This is a genomic window from Bifidobacterium tibiigranuli (assembly GCF_022655035.1).
Taxonomy (GTDB): Bacteria; Actinomycetota; Actinomycetes; order Actinomycetales; family Bifidobacteriaceae; genus Bifidobacterium; species Bifidobacterium tibiigranuli_A.
The window spans coordinates 170595-188736 of the sequence record NZ_JALCUA010000004.1; the positions used below are offsets into that span (position 1 = coordinate 170595).

The 18142-nt window shown below is 55.2% G+C and carries 17 protein-coding genes; 14 read left to right on the plus strand and 3 right to left on the minus strand.

From position 1 onward, the window contains the following. Nucleotides 1–49: 49 nt before the first annotated feature. Nucleotides 50–322 carry a hypothetical protein gene (locus LKK40_RS06360; RefSeq protein WP_304309920.1) on the plus strand — a complete coding sequence of 91 codons (273 nt, stop codon included), beginning with the start codon at nt 50–52 and terminating at the stop codon, nt 320–322. Continuing rightward, on the plus strand, nt 319–651 hold the full coding sequence (locus tag LKK40_RS06365; protein WP_304309921.1) for a ribbon-helix-helix protein, CopG family: 333 nt from the start codon (nt 319–321) through the stop codon (nt 649–651). Before LKK40_RS06360 ends, LKK40_RS06365 begins: the two co-directional genes overlap by 4 nt. Before the next feature lie 159 nt (nt 652–810). Here the strand turns inward: LKK40_RS06365 and LKK40_RS06370 are convergent, their stop codons facing one another. Beyond that, on the minus strand, nt 811–2544 hold the full coding sequence (locus tag LKK40_RS06370; protein WP_434735126.1) for an MDR family MFS transporter: 1734 nt from the start codon (nt 2542–2544) through the stop codon (nt 811–813). Nucleotides 2545–2989: 445 nt separating this feature from the next. Then, nucleotides 2990–4720 carry a sugar transferase gene (locus LKK40_RS06375; RefSeq protein WP_304309922.1) on the minus strand — a complete coding sequence of 577 codons (1731 nt, stop codon included), beginning with the start codon at nt 4718–4720 and terminating at the stop codon, nt 2990–2992. Between the two features lie 90 nt (nt 4721–4810). Between LKK40_RS06375 and LKK40_RS06380 the strand changes: the two genes are divergently transcribed. The 11 genes from LKK40_RS06380 (at nt 4811) to LKK40_RS06430 (ending at nt 17024) form a co-directional block, all read left to right on the plus strand. Then, nucleotides 4811–5080: a hypothetical protein gene (locus LKK40_RS06380; RefSeq protein ID WP_304309923.1), complete on the plus strand. Its 270-nt coding sequence runs from the start codon at nt 4811–4813 to the stop codon at nt 5078–5080. Between the two features lie 67 nt (nt 5081–5147). Then, on the plus strand, nt 5148–6983 hold the full coding sequence (locus LKK40_RS06385; protein ID WP_304309924.1) for a DUF4012 domain-containing protein: 1836 nt from the start codon (nt 5148–5150) through the stop codon (nt 6981–6983). A 4-nt stretch (nt 6984–6987) separates the two neighbouring features. Beyond that, a complete protein-coding gene (locus tag LKK40_RS06390) occupies nt 6988–7578 on the plus strand; it encodes a low molecular weight phosphatase family protein (protein ID WP_291760877.1) in 591 nt (196 codons plus the stop codon). Nucleotides 7579–8390: 812 nt separating this feature from the next. Then, nucleotides 8391–9716, plus strand: a complete 1326-nt coding sequence (locus tag LKK40_RS06395; RefSeq protein WP_304309925.1) for a hypothetical protein — start codon at nt 8391–8393, stop codon at nt 9714–9716. 44 nt (nt 9717–9760) lie between these two features. Then, on the plus strand, nt 9761–10900 hold the full coding sequence (locus tag LKK40_RS06400; RefSeq protein WP_304309926.1) for a glycosyltransferase family 1 protein: 1140 nt from the start codon (nt 9761–9763) through the stop codon (nt 10898–10900). Continuing rightward, the gene (locus LKK40_RS06405; protein WP_304309927.1) at nt 10897–12216 is read left to right on the plus strand and encodes a glycosyltransferase family 4 protein; all 1320 of its coding nucleotides are present in this window, start codon (nt 10897–10899) and stop codon (nt 12214–12216) included. The genes LKK40_RS06400 and LKK40_RS06405 overlap by 4 nt, the downstream gene beginning before the upstream one ends. 73 nt (nt 12217–12289) lie before the next feature. Further along, nucleotides 12290–13726 (plus strand): oligosaccharide flippase family protein, encoded by a 1437-nt coding sequence (locus LKK40_RS06410; RefSeq protein WP_304309928.1) that lies wholly within the window; start codon nt 12290–12292, stop codon nt 13724–13726. Beyond that, complete coding sequence (locus LKK40_RS06415) at nt 13723–14745, plus strand: glycosyltransferase family 2 protein (protein ID WP_304309929.1); 1023 nt, start codon at nt 13723–13725, stop codon at nt 14743–14745. Before LKK40_RS06410 ends, LKK40_RS06415 begins: the two co-directional genes overlap by 4 nt. 27 nt (nt 14746–14772) lie before the next feature. After that, on the plus strand, nt 14773–15510 hold the full coding sequence (locus LKK40_RS06420) for an acyltransferase (RefSeq protein ID WP_304309930.1): 738 nt from the start codon (nt 14773–14775) through the stop codon (nt 15508–15510). 103 nt (nt 15511–15613) lie between these two features. After that, entirely contained in the window at nt 15614–15694 is an 81-nt protein-coding gene (locus tag LKK40_RS06425; protein ID WP_304309939.1) for a hypothetical protein, read from the plus strand. A 349-nt stretch (nt 15695–16043) separates the two neighbouring features. After that, the gene (locus LKK40_RS06430) at nt 16044–17024 is read left to right on the plus strand and encodes a glycosyltransferase family 2 protein (protein WP_434735149.1); all 981 of its coding nucleotides are present in this window, start codon (nt 16044–16046) and stop codon (nt 17022–17024) included. A 45-nt stretch (nt 17025–17069) separates the two neighbouring features. Here LKK40_RS06430 and LKK40_RS06435 read toward each other — a convergent pair whose 3' ends face one another. Further along, nucleotides 17070–17444, minus strand: a complete 375-nt coding sequence (locus tag LKK40_RS06435; RefSeq protein WP_304309931.1) for a polysaccharide pyruvyl transferase family protein — start codon at nt 17442–17444, stop codon at nt 17070–17072. A gap of 59 nt (nt 17445–17503) precedes the next feature. Between LKK40_RS06435 and LKK40_RS06440 the strand changes: the two genes are divergently transcribed. Then, nucleotides 17504–17971: a helix-turn-helix domain-containing protein gene (locus LKK40_RS06440; RefSeq protein ID WP_304309932.1), complete on the plus strand. Its 468-nt coding sequence runs from the start codon at nt 17504–17506 to the stop codon at nt 17969–17971. The last annotated feature ends 171 nt before the right edge of the window (nt 17972–18142 follow it).

Sequence of the window (18142 nt, forward strand, 5' to 3'; positions counted from 1 at the left end):
ACAGCACGGAGACTTGACCCCAAGCATCTTTGGTAGTACCATACTGAAGATGGGCATCAGATTCTTGGAAAGTGCCGGCAAGCACGGCTTCAATCGCGGCGATGCCATGAACGCGATTACCTACGCGACGTGGAAACATGAACGGTTCGATATGTCTCGCGTCCCCGGGGCTCCTGATCCCACATTGTGGGTAGGCCCGGCGATGGATGGCACAGAGCTGGAAGTCATGACCTATGTTGTGCCGCCGGACGGCGTGGTAATTTTCCACTGTATGGAACTGCGCGATAAATTCCGCAGAATGATGGAAGGAGAACTGCAATGAGCAAGAACACCGACGATTTCGACATCGACAGGCTTGTGGCATGGGCTGAATCCGACGAACCGACGAAGTCTGGCGTCACGACTGCTCAAGGCGATGAAGCAGCGCGTCAGGGACGTGCGCTTCTGCATCTAGGCGGCCGCCCATCGCTTGGCGCTGTCCACGCTCAAGGTGAAGGACGCAGCCCGCGTCGGCAGGTGCGTCTGCCTCAAGAACTGAATCACGAGCTTGACCAATACGTCCAAGAGGAAAAAACAAGTGCTAGCGAGGTGATTCGTCTTGCTCTGAGTGAATACTTCGGGCACCATCGCCAGCAACCGGCCAGCATCTGAAACCGGCCGATAGCTCCGACCCAATGCTATGTTGCCTGTGATTGTTTGATTGCTTGGGGTATGCGCGCTACTGCGTATAACGCATATGCAGCAGCGCCAACTTTGATTGTGAACGTGCAGGGTCGCTCCGGTCAACTCCACAGCAGCAAGCGTTGTCGTCTACTCAATGCGGGCAGGCCACGCGCCTGAGCCGGAGACGGCTCCGGTGTGCTCCTCCACTTCGGCGTGCAGACGGCGCATCGCGCGGTGGGTGAGATCGCGGGTGGAGCCGGCGCCGTCGCCCTTCACGCCGAAGAGCACGATGAACACCACGACCAGGACGATTGCGGAGCTGATGTGCAGCGCCGTCTGCACACCGAAGATGCTCGCTGCGGCCGCATGTTCGGCGCCGCCGCCGAGCGCGTTCTGCCGTATTTTGGTGAAGGTCTCCATGAGAATCACGAGCACGGGTGCGCCGATGGCCCCGCCGAGCTGCCGCGCCGTGTTGGTCACGGCCGAGCCGGCGGAGACCTCGCGCGGAGACAGGCAGTTGAGCGACCAGGTGGTGATGGGCATGAGCACGAATCCCATGCCGATCTGGCGGATGAACTGGCAGATGGACACCCACCAGATCCATGTATCGGGGCCGATTGCGCTCATCATGAGCGTGCCTGCAAACAGCAGGATCGCGCCGGTCAGCGCGACTGGCCGTGCGCCGAATCGATCGAGTGCACGGCCTCCGGCGAACTGGGAGATGCACTGGCCCAAGGCGCCTGGCAGCATGATCAGGCCGCTCATCGTGGCCGAATAGCCGCGGTCGCTTTGGATATAGAGCGGCATGATCACCAGAATGGAGCTGAAAGCGAAGAAGCTGAGCGTAGCGGTGATGGTGCCGATGGCGAAGCTGCGGTTGCGTAGCACGGTCAGGTCGAGCAGCGGCGGCTGAACGTCCGCGTCCTTCAGTTTTTGCACGGTGCTTTCGTCCGCGCCCGCCTTGCGAGCCGCATAAACGCGATCGGAGAACTCCCTGAACCGCTTCGCGCCTTTCATCTGGCGCAGCACGAACCAGATAATGCCGACGAAGCCGATGAGCATCGGCGCCCAGACCACAGGTGCGCCGAATCCGTATGCCTCGCTGTTGGTGAAGCCGTACATCACGCCGCCGAAGCCGAAGATCGACAGCGCGACGGAGAAGAAATCGGCCTTGACACTGGTGTCGTTCTCAGCGAAGTTGTGCAGGCCTAAAATCGCCATCAGCAGCGCGAGCAAACCGATGATCGTGAGCGTCATGAAAATAGAACGCCAGCCGCTCGCGTCCGTCTGCCACCCGCCGATGGTCGGCCCGATGGCGGGCGAGATGCTCATCGCCATGCCGACGGTGCCCATGGCCACACCGCGGCGGGACATGGGGAAAATCGAGAACACGGTGATCTGCAGCACTGGCCACATCACGCCGGAGCCGATCGCCTCCAGGGTGCGCCCCGCGAGCACGAGCAGGAACGTGGGGCCGAGCCAGGCGAGGACGGAACCCAGCGTGAAGACGACCATCGAGGCGATGACGATCTGACGGGTCGAGAAGCGGCGCGTCAGGAACGCGGTAAGCGGCACCATGACGCCCATGATGAGCGGCATGACCGAGTTGAGCCACTGGCCGGTGGTGACGCTGATGTCGAATTCTTTGACGATCGTCGGCAGCGCGGCGCTGAGTTGCAGCTGCGTGAAATTGCCGACGAAAGTGATGAAGGTGAGGATCGCGATTGATATGAACGCAGGGCGGCTCAAATGGCCGTTCGCATAGGATTCATCCTTGGAAAGCACTCTGGATAAGCTGCTACGCTTCGTGGCGAGTTCGGCGCTCGTAGCGTCTCCTGTGCTAGCCGTGTCATGCCCGATTCCGCGTCCGCGCCCACTCATGCGCCACCAACTTCTTCCGCTTTATTCGAATTTTGTTCGTCTGTTATCTTCTTTTGTCATGTTCGTCGTGATCGCCACTACCCGCAAAGACCTCAAAAGTCTATACCGTTGCACGGCCAAGCGTCACTGATGTTCGCTATCTGGATGAATATGCGGCTGCGTGCGCCGACGCGTGCTGCGAGACGGCGGGGGAGTATGGTGCGCCGTGGGCATCGTAGGCATGTCGTGCCGCCCGTTCTTGCGCGGGCTTGCGCATGCCTACGCATGCCCGCTGATATTCGCCACGCTCACCTGCGACACGCCCAATAGCAGAGGCAGGGCGCACCCGGATCTCCGAATGCGCCCTGCCTCTGTCTGTGCTGTGTGTTTTGTGCCTTGCGGTTTGCGGTCCGCGGACCGCGCGAGTGAAATCCGCTAAACCGCCGCAGCCAGACCCCTGACAGCTCTAGTACGAGCCGGTGCCTTTGACCACAGCGCCCACGGTCTTAAACAGTATCGCGAGGTCGCCGGTCAGTGACCAGCTCTGGATGTAGGAGACGTCGAGCTGCTCCGCCTCGTCCTGGCTGAGATTGCTGCGGCCCGAGATCTGCCACGGCCCGGTGATGCCGGGCTTGACGAGCAGCCGCGTGGAGTAGAGGGATTCGTACTGGTCGACCTCGTACTGCTGCTGAGGACGTGGCCCCACCATGCTCATATCGCCCTTGAACACGTTGAAGAACTGCGGGAACTCGTCCAGCGATGTCTTGCGGATGAACTTGCCGAACTCGGTGACGCGCGGATCGTTCTTCGCCTTGAACAGGACGCCATGCTCGGCGCCCATCTGCTGGGCGAGCGCCTCGTCCTGCTTGTCGGCATTCACCGTCATCGAGCGGAACTTGTACAAGGTGAAGGGCTTGCCGTACAGTCCGATACGCTGCTGCTTGTAGATGGCCGGGCCGCCGTCCTCCGAACGGACGCGAATCGCGACGTAGGCCATGATCGGCGAGGTCAGAACAATCGCAATAGAAGAGCAGGTGATGTCGAAGACGCGCTTGCATGCCCTGATGAAAGTCGAGTATTGGGGAAGCCGCGCGGTGAAGACGGGAACGACTGGGTCGTTGCGCAGGTGCAGGGATGCGCCGTCCATGTCGGCGACGACTGCGCTGAATGCCAGCTCGATGCCCATGGATTCCACGGCGAGCGAGAGGGTGCGCATCGTCTCTGAGTATCGTTCGATGACGTCGGTGACCAGTACGGTCTGCGCTTTGAGGTAGTGCGCTGTCTGCGGCAGATGGGAGTTCATCGGCAGCACGCGCAAACCAGCTTCGAACTCGTCGATCGGCTCGAAGGGGACGGAGATGAGATGCTGAGGACGGTCGGCGTCCGCGGAATTGGAAAAAGAGTCGGAAACGGAGGCTACCGGGCATACTGCTATCGGTGCGTAGCCCAGTCCGCGATGCTCGCGCAGCAGGCGAATGCGATCGTGAATGGCTTCAGGCGAGCCGACGACGACGGTGGGATAGTTGTATTCGCCCTTGCTGCGATTGCGATGCAGGGCCCTGCGCATCATCCATCGTTCGATGATGGTGAACAGGGCGGATAGCACCGGCACGAAGAAGGTCAGCGAACGGGGCACATCCATCTTGAAGAAGTAGCTGAATGTGGCGAGGATGATGAAGTCAACGAATAGCGCCCGCAGGATTTTGCTGTAGAGCACATAGCCCTCGCCCATAGTGTGGCGTTCGTATATATGGCTCAGCGCGAGGCTGATGATCCATGTCGCGCAAATCAGTAGCAGATATTCGATGAGTCCGTCGCCCAGCACGCTGTTCGTTTGCAGATACGTATAGGAGCCGGGAAATACGAGAAGCACGATCGCTGCGGAAAGAAGCGTCATCAGCATATCGAGCGCGACGAGCGTGGCGTTGTAGATATAGCTCCACTTGGGCACGTTGTAGTCGAAGAGCCGCCACCTGCGGCCGTCCTTGGCTCTGGCGGGCTTGCCCTGCGAACCGGCGACGAAGTATGAGCCGTCGAAGAACGTGGCGGGAGCGTCTTTCGGATTCGAGCGGGCGATGCTCTCCTGCGGAGGCTCGGGAGGGGTATGCTGCGTCGCAACCCTCGGCGGGCCGGATACGCGCATGCGTGTGGTTTCCTCGGAGACCGCCGAATCTACGTATGTATCCTCCAGAGCCATGAGCCCTCTCCTCTTCATGTTTCTCGGACTTTTAAAATATTACGCGCGGGGGGGGGGGTACTGTTTGCAGGCGCATGTCGTATACATACCGTGCAACAGAATCGTTCCCGTTATGCCGATTATGACAGGGTACTCACCGATGTCCAAAAAACTTTTCATCATTTATGTGATGTTTTTGTGATGCTTTGTAGACGATACCCCTGCGGCCACGATGAAAAGGTGATTTGGACGGCACAGCTCAGTGTGCTGCACGGTATGCAGGCAGCATCCACACTCGAAAAACACCATGCAGCGAATGTGGTATCGAATGTGCAGAAAATGCGGGAAGCGTGGGCAAATTCTGACACTCAAGGAATATGAGGGATAATAGTACGGATATTTTGCCGCAGAAACCGGGAATGCAGGTGCGGCAGGAATGGGAGACACCATGGCATCAAGCAGACACGCAGGCCACAGGCAGCAGGCAAGGAAGCGCCGCATTTGGCCTTGGGTGACGGCTGTGATCGTCGTGCTGCTCGCGCTCATCGCGACCGCCGGAGTGCTCGGTCTGAAGTTCTATTCGGAGGCGAAGCAGGTCAAGGCGCATGAGGAGAAAGCCCTGCAGATGGCAGGTGCCTTCGCGAATGTCGCGGATGCCGACGCCGCGCAGAAGCTGAGCAGCCAGCTGCCCGCCATCCAGAAGGAGACCGGGGCGGCGAAGAACATCACGCAAGGCAGACTGTGGAAGTTCGCATCCAAGCTCCCGGTAGTAGGCGGCGATGTCACTACCGTGCAGGGGATGACCGGCGTAGTGGATTCGATTATGACCGACCCTCTGCCGAAGCTGGTCAATGCGGTTTCGGGGTTGAAAAACGCCCAGCTCAGCGGCGAGGGCGGGCAGCTCAATCTGCAGCCCATCGCCGGCGCGCAGCAGTCGCTTGAGCAGGCGGACTCTTCGCTGCAGACGCAGGTCAGCCGCTACAAGAGCCTTCCACAGCCCCGTATCGGCATGGTCAAGGACGCCTACGAAGCGGGCGGCAAGAACCTGGAGCCCATCGCGCAGAAGGTGAATCAGATCTCCAGCCTCATGAAGTTCATCCCGTCCTTCCTCGGCGCCGACCATCCGCGCACGTACCTGCTGGCGGCGATGTCGCCTTCCGAGATGCGCTCGTCCGGCGGCTTGATCGGTTCGGTCGGCGTCGTGACCACGGACCAAGGGAAGATAACCGTGGGCGATTTCCGCTCGAACAAGGAATACGAGCCGTATGGCGCCGCGGACCCGACAAACGATGAATGGCGCATCTTCAACCAGTGGGGTCCGCTGCACATGTCGCAGGATATCCGCGATTCGGCGATGTACCCGGACACCCAGCGTAGCGCCGAAGGCATGCGAGCCATCTGGCAGCGCTCGCCATGGGGCGCGGATAAGCCTTTAGACGGTGTGATGCTTGTGGATCCGGTGGTGCTGCAGCAGCTCAACGGCGTCAACGGCGGGGTGATCATGCCAGACGGGCAGGTGCTCGATGGCGGCAACACCGCCGAATTCCTGCTCAACACCATCTACAAGAATTATCCGGTGTCGGTGCAGGACGCCTATTTCCAGGCAGTGGCAGAGCAGAGCGTCGGCGGCATGTTCTCGAATATGGACGTGCCGAAGCTCACCAAGATCGCTGCGGTGATGTCTGACATGGCCAAGCAGCGTCACTTCTCGATGTACGATTTCGACCCGCAGATGCAGCAGACTCTCGATGGTTCTGGGCTCACCGCCCATGCGCCGAGTAGCGAGGAGCACCCGGCGGTGGGCGTATACGTGAACGAGCAGCACGCCTCGAAGCTGGGCTGGTATGTGCATCGCACGTCAACCATCACGCGCCTGAGCTGCAATGCTGACGGGTCGCAGACCTACACCGTGCAGTACACGTTCACCAACACGCTCACTGACAGCGACATGGCGAGCCTTCCCGCGTATATTCTTGGTGGCAAGCAGGCCCAGCTGATGCCGGGTTCCGCGATGGAGAAAACGCTGCTGTACGCTCCTGCGGGAGGCAGCATAGCAAACCTCAACATCAGAGGCGATTCCTCGGATCTGCGCAAGGAAACCATGAACGGCAAGGCCGTGCAGGCATTCAACGTGCTGCTCAAGCCAGGGGAGAAGGCGATTGCGTCGTTTGACGTGACCACGTCGAAGAAGTCCGTCAGCGATTTGACCCTCGACCAGACTCCTATGGGTTGGGTCGACCCTGGCGTTACCATCGACACAAGCGCCTGCAAGATAGGGAAGTGATCGTATGCACATCATGTTCGTCTGCACCGGCAACATATGCCGCTCCCCGATGGGGGAGCTGCTGTTGACCCGATACTTGCGCGGTACCAGCATACGGGTGTCGAGCGCGGGGACAAAGGGCCTGACGACGCACCAGATTGACCCGTCGGCCCGGCGGATCATGGACAGCATCGGCATCGATTCCAGCGGTTTCCGGTCCCGCAGGCTCACCCGCTCCATGGTGCAGTCCGCCGACCTGATCCTGTGCTTCGAGCAAAGCCAGCGCAAAAGCATCGTCACCTTGGTACCCACCGCCGTGCGCTATACCTTTCTGCTCGGCGACTTCGCTAACATGTGCGAATACTGCGCCCAGCGCGGCCTCATCAGCGGCACGACAGTTCAGCAACGTCTGCAATCCGTCATCGCCCAGTCGGCCATGGTGCATCCTCTGCTCCCCGACTCACAGGATATCGAAGACCCGCACGGCCAGGAATTCGAAAAATTCCACGACGCCGCCGACGCTACGAACACCGAGATCCGCCGGATTCTGACGAGCATGCGCAAGCATTATCAGGTGGAGCATTCGCCGGAGCATGTTCTGATTACAGAACGATAGGGTATGCATTTGGTGTGAGCCCAATTCATGTGTGTTCTGTTGGCAACGGTGAATATAAGGAAGGTCTGCTTGGATTTTGTCGATAAACGCAATAGAGCATGACGATGTGCCTAGCTTTTATCTCACACTATATCGGTCGTACTGCTTGAGGTTGGGTTCCTAGGTAAAGAAAACTGCGGTGGAATGGCGAATGCGCTTACGAAATGTGTGGGAGCTACCGACAGTATTGAATGTCTCTGCCTGACGACCGCTCACTGGACCTCGCCGGCATGAAGCATGCATGATGGGAATTTGCGTTCAAAGCATTTGCTTCCTTTCTGCCGGTGATTGGACGGATGGCGGAGAAAGCACAAGGCAAACCGCTGGGAATTATAGACAGGGTAACGTCACATCATCCAGAAATCCGACATTATGCTGAATGCCCTGACAGGTCGGGACGCCATAGTGGTGGGGGACGCATCGCTTGCCGCGAATGATTCCACCAGCGACGGTTTTAACTCCCCTGGCAGTTTTAACGAATCGGTAGTTGCCGATGTCGGATGAGTTCAAGAACTCTTCTTGAAGAATGTCTCTGAGAGTGCTGGGAAAGTTGCTGACGGTGATAGTCGTCGAAATGGACGCTGTAAGGACTCCTGTTCGGTGTTGTCTCAGTGGAATATGGACCGATATCGTGCGTTGACGCGGATGCTCCAGCTAGCCGAGTCTCCTTGCAACGGGTGGAGCGTATTGGCGCAGATTCTGGTATTGTGTGCCGCGTGCCGTTGTCCTTCGGACAGACAGTAATTCCGGCAGCTCCGCCAATTCCAACAACCATGTCCCAGAAGTCTGCGATCATCTCCGACCCGTCCGATCTGCTGTTTTACGCCGCGCTTATGCTGCTGCCGGTGGATGGCACGGTCGCCGGGATTCCGCTGCCGTATTGGACGCCGCTGTCGCCGTGGCTGTTCCTCGCATATGCCCTGGTCAATGCCCGACTGCTCAGAACTGTTGCCAGGCGCTATCTGCCCTTCGTTCTCTTCCCGCTGCTGCTGGTGCTCCTATCGTTCTACGGTTGGACCACCATCGGCTTCCACGGCTGGGCGGCGGCGAGGTCCATCGGCTCGGTTGTGCTGGGCTTGGCCTGCCTGGCTTCCTTGGAGATCGCGCTGCGCATCAAGCGGCTGCCGTGGAAACCGATGGTCACCGTGCTCGTAGCGACCTACAGCTGCGCCTTTGTGGTCGGGGCCGTGCAGTGGGCGGGCGTCCAATGGCACGTGGCCGGCATCAGGCAGTTCTTCGCCAGGCTCATGTACCGCAACTACACAGGGGAGCGGCCCCAGTTCCTGTTTGCTGAGCCGAGCTACATTGGCATGCATCTCTTTGGTGTGCTGTTGCCCGTCTACTGGCTTACCAGAGACCGTCGTGTAGCGGTACTGGTTCCTGTGTTCGCGGTCGGCTCGCTGCTTATGGGTGCCGGCACCAGAATCGTCATTGATTCGGTTGTGGCTGGCGTCCTGTGGCTGGTAGCTTCAATCAACTTCCGTCGCCGCGGGGCCACCATCGGGGCAGTGGCAGGCGTGGGGGCAGTCGCGGCGGGAGCGGTGGCCGCTGTATTCCTTAATCCACGACTCAACAAACTGGCCACGGACGGCCTGCTCAATGGTGACCAGTCGATGAGTGCCAGGATCTTCCACATGCTTGCCCCCGCGTGGGCGTGGAAGCACGATCTGTGGCACACCTTGTTCGGATGGGGAGTAGGCAACATCTCGAACGCAGTGCGTGCCGGCTATTGGGGTGCCAGGCGCTGGTATGACGCCAGGGGAGGATTGGTCAACGGAGAAATCCGAGGTCTGGAAAACCCGCCGACCGATGCGTTCACCATGAGCGCCTATGTCAGCTTCATCACCGAATTCGGCGCGCTCGCCATGCTGCTTGTGGTGCTGCTGGTGGTGGCATTGCTGACTGTGAACCATGCATGGAATCGGACCACGGTATGTTGGCTGGTACTGGTCGCATATTTGTATGTACAGTTTGAGGCATATGGGTTTTATGCGCTGGTGCTGTTGGTGTGGGGTGCTAAACGGCTCGATACGCAGAGACCGGATGCCAAGGTGCCACGGCTCGTCGTGGACACGAACAGAATACACCGAGTCGTGTAAGCTGATACATCAGTTGAATTAGTGGACGGCGTTGGGACGAGGGGATGCACAGGGTGAGTGAGCTGATTCGTGTGATGCACATCATGGGGCACATGATGGGTGGCGGTGTGGAGGCAACAGTGATGAACCATTACCGGCACATTGACCGAGATCGGGTTCAGTTCGATTTCGTAGTTGACTCGGATTCCACGGTGGTTCCACGCGAGGAGATCGAGACTCTCGGCGGCAGAGTCTTCGTGGTGCCGCCGTATAAAAAGCTTCCTCTATACAGTAGTGCCTGCGAGAAGCTGTTCCGCGAGCAGAAGCCTGATATTGTGCACTCCAATATCAACGCGCTGAGCGTGTTCCCGCTTCGGGCTGCCAAGCGGGCTGGGGTGCCGATTCGCATCGCGCACAGTCATAGCACCGCCAACCCTGGGGAACATGCCAAAACATTGGTGAAAAACGTGCTCAAGCCACTCTCAAAACTGTATCCGACTCATTTGGCAGCCTGCTCCAAGTATTCCGCCCGATGGCTGTTCGGCGACAAGGCGGTCGATGAGGATAGAGTCCATATCATCAAGAACGCGATTGATTTGGATAAATTCTCTTTCAACCCACGAACTCGCTCCCGAAAGCGAGCTGAACTCGGGGTCACTGATAGGCAGCTGGTCATCGGTCAGGTCGGCCGCATGTGTTTTCAGAAAAACCAAGTTTTCACGTTGAATGTGTTCGCTGAAGTGTTGAAGCAGCGCCCTGACGCGGTGCTGGTGTTCGTGGGTGACGGCCCGATGCGGGCGGATGTTGAGGCAAAGATTGATATGCTCGGCATCCGAAGCAATGTCCGGCAGCTGGGTGTACGCAATGATGTGAATGAACTGTACCAGGCATTCGACGTGCTGATGTTCCCCTCGACCTACGAGGGGTTGGGCATGGCTGCTGTTGAGGCTCAGGTGTCTGGCTTATCGGTGATGGCATCAGATCAGGTGCCCGCACAGGCCGGTATCATCGGTAGACTGGTGTCATTTCTGTCGCTTGACGATGCATCCAAATGGGTAGCTATGCTGGTTTCCACTGCAGCAGTTGGGAATCGATCCGATGAAATAGACGAGGTCAGATCGCAAGGGTATTCCATAGACGACAGCGCGGAAGAGATGTGCGCATGGTATGAGCATCTGATGGCAACAACAGGGGTGAATGCGTGACAAGGTCATTGAAGTCATTGCCGAAGCACATTGCCATCATCACCTCCGGTTACCTGCCGGTCCCGAATGTGCTTGGTGGCGCGGTAGAAGCCCTCGATACGATGCTTGTGCAGCAAAATGAGCGAACCCCCACCTTTGATTTCACGGTATTTTCGTCATGGGCTGGCGGTGTGGAGCAGGCCGCGCAAGGTTTCCACCACACTCATTTCGCTTTCATACGCACGCCATGGTTCGTTAAGGCAGTGGACCATGGCATATATGCCATTGCCAAATATGTCCTGCGCAAGCGCAAACTGATGAGCTATCGGTACATCGCCCAGCGGCTTTGGTATATTCGCAAAGTGGCACGTCGGCTGAGTCGAGAGAATTTTGACGCGATCATCATCGAGAATCACGCGACCTTGTTTATGACAATGAAGCTCTATGGTAATGAGGAACGATACACTGGCAACGTGTATTATCACCTGCACAACGAGGTGACCAACGACTTCGACTGCATCCATGAGATCGCCAATGTACGAAAGGTACTGGGGGTCTCCAACTACATTGTTGACACATTAGATCGCTTTCTGCGCGAACATGGTGAGGATGGCCTCAGGCTGGAACAGCGAGCCGTCTGGCGTAACTGTGTGGATACTGAAGCTTTTAACCCAGACAACGAGGCGACGCAGAAGGCGGGTGTCACCTGGCGCGGCACTCTGGGTATCGGTGCCGATGAAACTGTGTTCCTGTTCTCTGGTCGGCTCACTCCAGAGAAAGGTGCAGCAGAACTGCTGGAGGCCTTTCTCAAGGCAGATCTGCCGCACGCCAGGCTGGTCGTGGCGGGAGCGTTCTTCTTCGATTCGAACATAGCCAGTCCTTTTGAGGTGAAGCTGCACCATATGGCTGAGCAAGCGGGTGAGCGCATCATATTCACTGGCTTTGTGAATTATAAAGATATGCCGGCTCTCTATGCGATGGCGGATGTCTGCGTGCTCCCGTCAATCTGGGATGATCCCGCACCCTTGGCGGTTATCGAGGCGATGACGTCAGGCCGTCCGCTAATCACCACCAGATCGGGTGGCATTCCCGAGTACGCCGACAAAAATTGCGCTGTGATCTTGGAACGTGATGCGAATCTGGTGACCAATCTTGCCACAGCCATGCGCGAGTTGGCAATGGATGACAACAGGAGAAAGATTTTGGGCGCCCAGGGAGACAGAAATACACGAAATCTTGGTCCGCGAGCTTTTCTGACGTCCTTGCAAACCCTCATCCAGCCATCGGCAACCGACAACGAATCCAGTAGAAAGCCCTTGGCACATGCAGGTCTCTGATATAAACGAGAAACCGGATCAAGAACAAGGTCAGCAGATGCTTACCGTCCATTCGGTCACATTCAATGCTGTGATGAATACGATTCTGACGGCCTCCAATGCTGTGCTCAGTCTGATCACTGTTCCCTATGTCACACGCGTGCTCAGCGTTGAGGGTTTCGGCGCTGTGGGATTTGCTCAGAATGTGGCCTCGTGGTTCTCGGTGTTCTGCCTTTTTGGCATTCCCCTGTATGGAGTGCGGGAATGCGCGAAGGTTCGCGATGATAAGCGTGCACTCGCCAAAGTAGTCAAAGAACTGCTGACGCTGCTCACGATTTTCACCTCCATTTTTTTAGTTGTGTTTGCCGCGTGTATTGTGGTTGTTCCGCAGCTTCGGGCTCAGGCACCGTTGATGTGGATATTCCTCGTCAACACGCTGCTGACATCGTATGGCGCCGAATGGTTCTTCCAAGCCATCGAACAGTATCGCTATATCACTATTCGCAGTGTCGTGTTCAAAACGATCACTTTGATTGCAATATTGCTGTTCGTGAAAAATCCTAACGATTACATTGTGTATGGAGCGCTGTTGGCATTGGGCTTGTGCGGTAACAATGTACTGAACATTATCCGTTTGAACTCGATGATATCGTTCTCCGGACTGGGCAAGCTCGATCTCCGGCAGCATATTCGCCCGTTATTGTCGTTTTTGACGCTAAATGCTGCTTCTAGCGTTTATCTGTATTTGGACAGTGTGATTCTAGCCTTGGTCTCGCCAGACCTTTTTCAGGTGGGCCTCTATCAGGTGGTGACGAAGCTCAAAGCTTTTCTCATCGGAGTTGTCAGTGCGGTTATTAATGTATTGATACCGCGGCTTTCGTATTTGATTCGTTACCCAAGTGGGCGCCAATATCAGGCCTTGCTGGCCAAGAGCGTGCACACGGTATTCAATATTGCATTGGCCATCTGCGCGTATCTGTTCGTGTTCTCTGATTTGATTTTGATTTTCATCTCATCAACGAAGTATGTTTCAGCTACTGTGTCGTTGCAGGTGGTGGGTGTGACCATTCTGTGTTCCTCAATGAGTGTGCTGATAGGGTACGCAGTCCTTACTCCCATGAACCGGGAACGGGAATTGGCTATATCTAACATGGTGGGGATTCCCGTCAGTCTTCTACTCAATTTTGCGCTTGATAGGCCGTTCGGTGCGCTCGGTGCTGCAACGGCAATCGCTTGCACCGAATTGGCGGTATTAGGAGTTCAGACATATTTTGCCAGAGATGTTCTACGGCCGGTTGTCAGCATCAAGGAGCTCGTGAAAATCATAGCCGCAGTTGTTCTGGCGTCGGTCGGTTCTTGGGGATCTCGCCTATTGTTTGGCCGTATTGGCAGTATCCCTATGCTGCTCGCAGGTTCTACCGTGTTCTTTGTCATTTGGGCGTTGGTGCTGCTAGTAAGTAGAGAATCGACTGCAATGGTGATGTTTGACAAAGTGACACGACGTTTTCATTTTCCAGAAAGGAGTAAATGATGAGTGAAGCCGAAGCTCAAACTCGGCCATTGATCTCCGTGATTGTACCGGTGTACAAGGTCGAAAAATATCTCGATCAATGTGTGGAATCAATTGTGAATCAGACGTATCAAAATTTGGAGATCATTTTAATTGACGACGGATCTCCTGACCGTTGCCCGCAGATATGCGATGAGTGGGCGGCTAAAGATCCTCGCGTTCGTGTCATCCACCGAGCCAATGGTGGATTGTCCGCTGCTAGGAATTCCGGTCTAGCTGCTGCACAGGGGACGCTCATCGGTTTTGTCGATTCGGATGATTGGATTGCGCCGGATATGTATCAAAGCATGGCCAATAATCTTATGTCAACTGGTGCGGATATCGCCTATACCGCCAGTGCACATGTATATGAAGATGGAACGATCAGTACCCGACATCTTGTCAATGGTATCTATCTTGATATTGACAACGGTGAAGCATTTAAATACATTAATCTGCCTGGATTCTTCGGCGTTGCAGCATGGGACAAGTTGATCAGACGCGAGGTGATTGGCGACCTATTGTTCCCGGATCAGGCGAAACGAGACGAAGATTATGGGTTCGCCTATGCCACTCTTGATAGAGCAGAACATATCGTCTACGATTCGATGCCGAAATACTTTTATCGTCAGTCGCAGGGGACACTATCAAACACCGCGTCGACAATTGGGACGCGGGCTTCATCTGAGATGGATGCTATGGTCAAACTTGTTCGTCGAAAGTATCCGCAGCAACTTCCGTACGCGCTATATGGTCGGTTGCTAGTGATGATGGGAACCTGGGATCAGGTCGCGATCTCCGGGCAAGCTTGCAAGGGCGAGTGGAGAAAATTTCGGGAAGAATTGATCGTTTTCATACGTGCGAACCTTAATGAGATCAGAAGTACAGTAACGATTCCTCGGGTGCGTCTCATCCAGATTCAATTGTTTGAACGTGTTCCAGCCCTGTATCTTCCAATATTCAGGATTTTCAAATGGCTTCATCCGCATCGGGTCGGATAAGGTGTGAGGGGTATCAAAGACATGAGTATGAGTGACAGTTTGAAACGTTTAACGTTGCAAGTTGCCTATGGACATAAGGCGACGGAAACCCGCTACATCCGCTGGTTGCGTGCACAAGGTGTGAATGTCGGCGAACATGTCCACATCTATTCGCCATGGACGGTGAAGATTGATACACAGCGACCTTGGATGATTGAAATTGGCGACAACGTTCACATTGCAGCCGATAGCTCAATACTTCAGCATGATTACAGCTGGTCCGTCTTGCAGCATATGACAGGTGAAATCTTGGGCTCATGCGGGAAAGTACGCATCGGGAATAACGTATTCATTGGGCAGCGGAGTCTGATTCTTAAAGGGGCAGACATCGGTGACAACGTGATCATCGGCGCAGGTAGTGTGGTGACCAAAAAATTGCCGGATGATGGGGTCTATGCGGGTGTTCCAGTGAAGAGACTCATGTCGATCCAGGACTTTCTCGGCAAGCGAAGATCTTTGCAGATCGAAGAGGCAGTGAGCCTTGTCAAAGAGTTTGAGAGAGTATACCGGAAGAAACCAGAGAAGGAGCTGTTGCGCGAGTTTTTCTGGCTGTTTGAGCCACGTGATACTGATGTCTTAGGATCTGTGTTTAAAGATGTCTTGGATCTCGACGGACAATGGACGCATTCGGTGTCGGCATTCGAAAGTTCACAGCCGCAATTTTCTTCTTTCTCCAAATTTCTTGAGTATTGCGAAATGCAACGGCAAAAATCGAACGAGCAGTGACAACCTCTCAACCGTTAATTTCGGTTATCGTACCTGTGTACAGAGTTGAGAGATACGTCTTAGCCTGTGCACAGAATCCACAGCGAATCAAACATACCGGAATTTGGAGGTCATTCTGGTCGATGATGGTTCTCTGAGCAGCTCCGAAGAGATGTGTGGTAAAGGGGCTCGAAAGGATTCTTGAATTCCCGTGATCCATCAGAAGAATCAAGGGCAGTAAGCGGCGCGAAGGGCAAGGCTGGAACGTATTTTGGAATCGTTCATTGATTTTGTCGACAACGCTTATGATAACGTCCCGTACCATGGAGAATGAAACAAGGGTTAGCAATGCAAACCATCTCCAAAAAACATCTGCAACCTTTTTCGGTGAAATTTTGCGCAGACAATCGGTTATGGTGTTATCATGATTTTTTTGAAAGCATAAGGTTTTCAGCTCTTGTAGTGAGATATCTACAAAAGAGCTCAGACCACGTGGAACAGGGGTGACTGTGACCATTGCAACGGATAGACCGCTTGTGTCAGTCATCATACCGGTGTACAACGTAGAGAGTTTTATAGATCAGTGCGTGGCTTCAGTTTGCGGGCAGACATACGGCAATTTGCAAATACTTTTAGTTGATGACGGGTCCACTGATGAGTGTCCGCACAAGTGTGATCGATGGGCAGCTGTAGACACTCGAGTCCAAGTGATACATCAACCCAACGGTGGTCTTTCAAAGGCTCGCAACATGGGCATTCGAGAGGCGATCGGGCAATTCGTGCTCTTCGTTGATTCCGATGACTGGATCGAATCGAATCTTGTGGAAGCCGCGGTCACTACTGCCTGTGATAAACGGGCTGAGGTCGTGGTTTTCCAATACCGGTTCGTTTCCGAGGACGGTCAGATTTTTTCGCGGTCCCGTGACTCGACCTTGTATCCGGAGCAGTCAGAGCTTGATGCGGAGGGAGCAATTCGGAATAATCTGAACCAGAATTTGCCGAATTACGCATGGTCATACCTAACCGCACATGAACTACTTATGCGAGAGCACATTCGTTTCCCAGAGGGTAGGCTGATGGAGGACATGGCCACTACCTATCGAATCTGGGGAGCTGCGCAGAAAATTGCACTATTGCATGAGATTTATTACAACTATCGGATACGTCAGGGATCTATTCTCGCTACAGGAGACGTACGACTTATTGATGATGTTGAGAACACGCTGGTCGAAATCGAATCATATGTTGATCAACATTTTCCGCAGCTTTGGCAGCAGGAATACAACCTGACTGTCTTATCGCTCATTCGGTTGAAGATAACTGCTTATGATTGGAAGCAAATGTTTCGGGATAACGAGCGTCGAACGGTGGTTAGTCGATTGGATGGCAGTATCAAGAGTAGAATACGGCAACATGGTGTATTCTCCTTGAACCGAACCAATCGTATGAAATTACTCTTGACTGCGCCTTTTATTCTGCCGGTGGTTGCGTTTGCTTACACCTATAAAAAACGCGTGCGTAAAGAACGACAGTAATCGTCCAGTTTCGTACCTTCGAGAGTGGATCTATGGTGCGTCTTCTCACACTTGCTGTGATAGGGCCATTTCAAGATTGTGGTAGTAAGGCAGCATTGCGTCGTGGTCGTAGGTTTTGGAGTGATGTCCAAGGGCTGCTGCGATATCTGAACTGACACCTGAGGGATTCTCTACAAATGTGATGTACGGTAGTGACGACAGCCACTCATAGACTCCCTGAACTTTATGATCGGTGTTGTTGAAGGCAATACAAGGGGTCCCGGCAAGAGCCGCAAACACCATGCCGTGTAGACGATCCGTGATGATCAACTCTGCACATTGGAATTCGCGAATCTTATTGATTACTAAAGCCTCTCTATCTTGAACTGCACCCCGAATGTTGGACTGTGATGATGTGGGTTCGATAATGGGGAGGTGCAACTATTGTGTCTGAGAGCGATGGGCGTCGACGGTATGACGCCGTGTTCAGGAGTCGAGCGGTGGAGCTTATCAGAGATGGGTATGGCCAGCATCGGTTGGCGCGGGAGATGGGCATGCCGTGCCAAACTGCGGAGGAATGGATCGTGCTGTTCCGGTCCGGCGGTCTGGAGGCGGTGATGGGCGCGGGTGGGAAGCGATCGTATTCGTATGAGATGAAACTCGCGGCCGTGCGTGATGTCATTGATCACGGCATGAGTCTGACCCAGGTCATGGCTAAGTATGGTATCGCGAGCAGATCCCCGGTGACCCATTGGTGCAGTAAGTACCGCACCAATGGTGCCGGGGCGTTGCGCGCGAAGCCGCAGGGGCGTCCTAAAGGTTCGAGGAGCACGGTGCAGCCGGAATCCGCGGGTAGTCAAGCCTTGCGCGACGAGATCGAGTATTTGAGAACGAAGGTCGCTTACCTGGAAAAACTCCAGGCCCTGCCGGCAAAGGACACGTCACGAACCGGGATAAAACCCGAGTAGTGGCTTTGCGTGGCCGGGCGGGGATACCGGCTTGCTGTCCTCTTTGTTTATCATCGTTTTGTTTTGTGCGTGGTCATCACCGGAATTGGGCAGGGTGATCGCTTGATTTGATCGGTTTTGGCGGCGGTGTCTTGATGTGAAAGGGCATCGGCTCGTCGTCCTGATAGATTC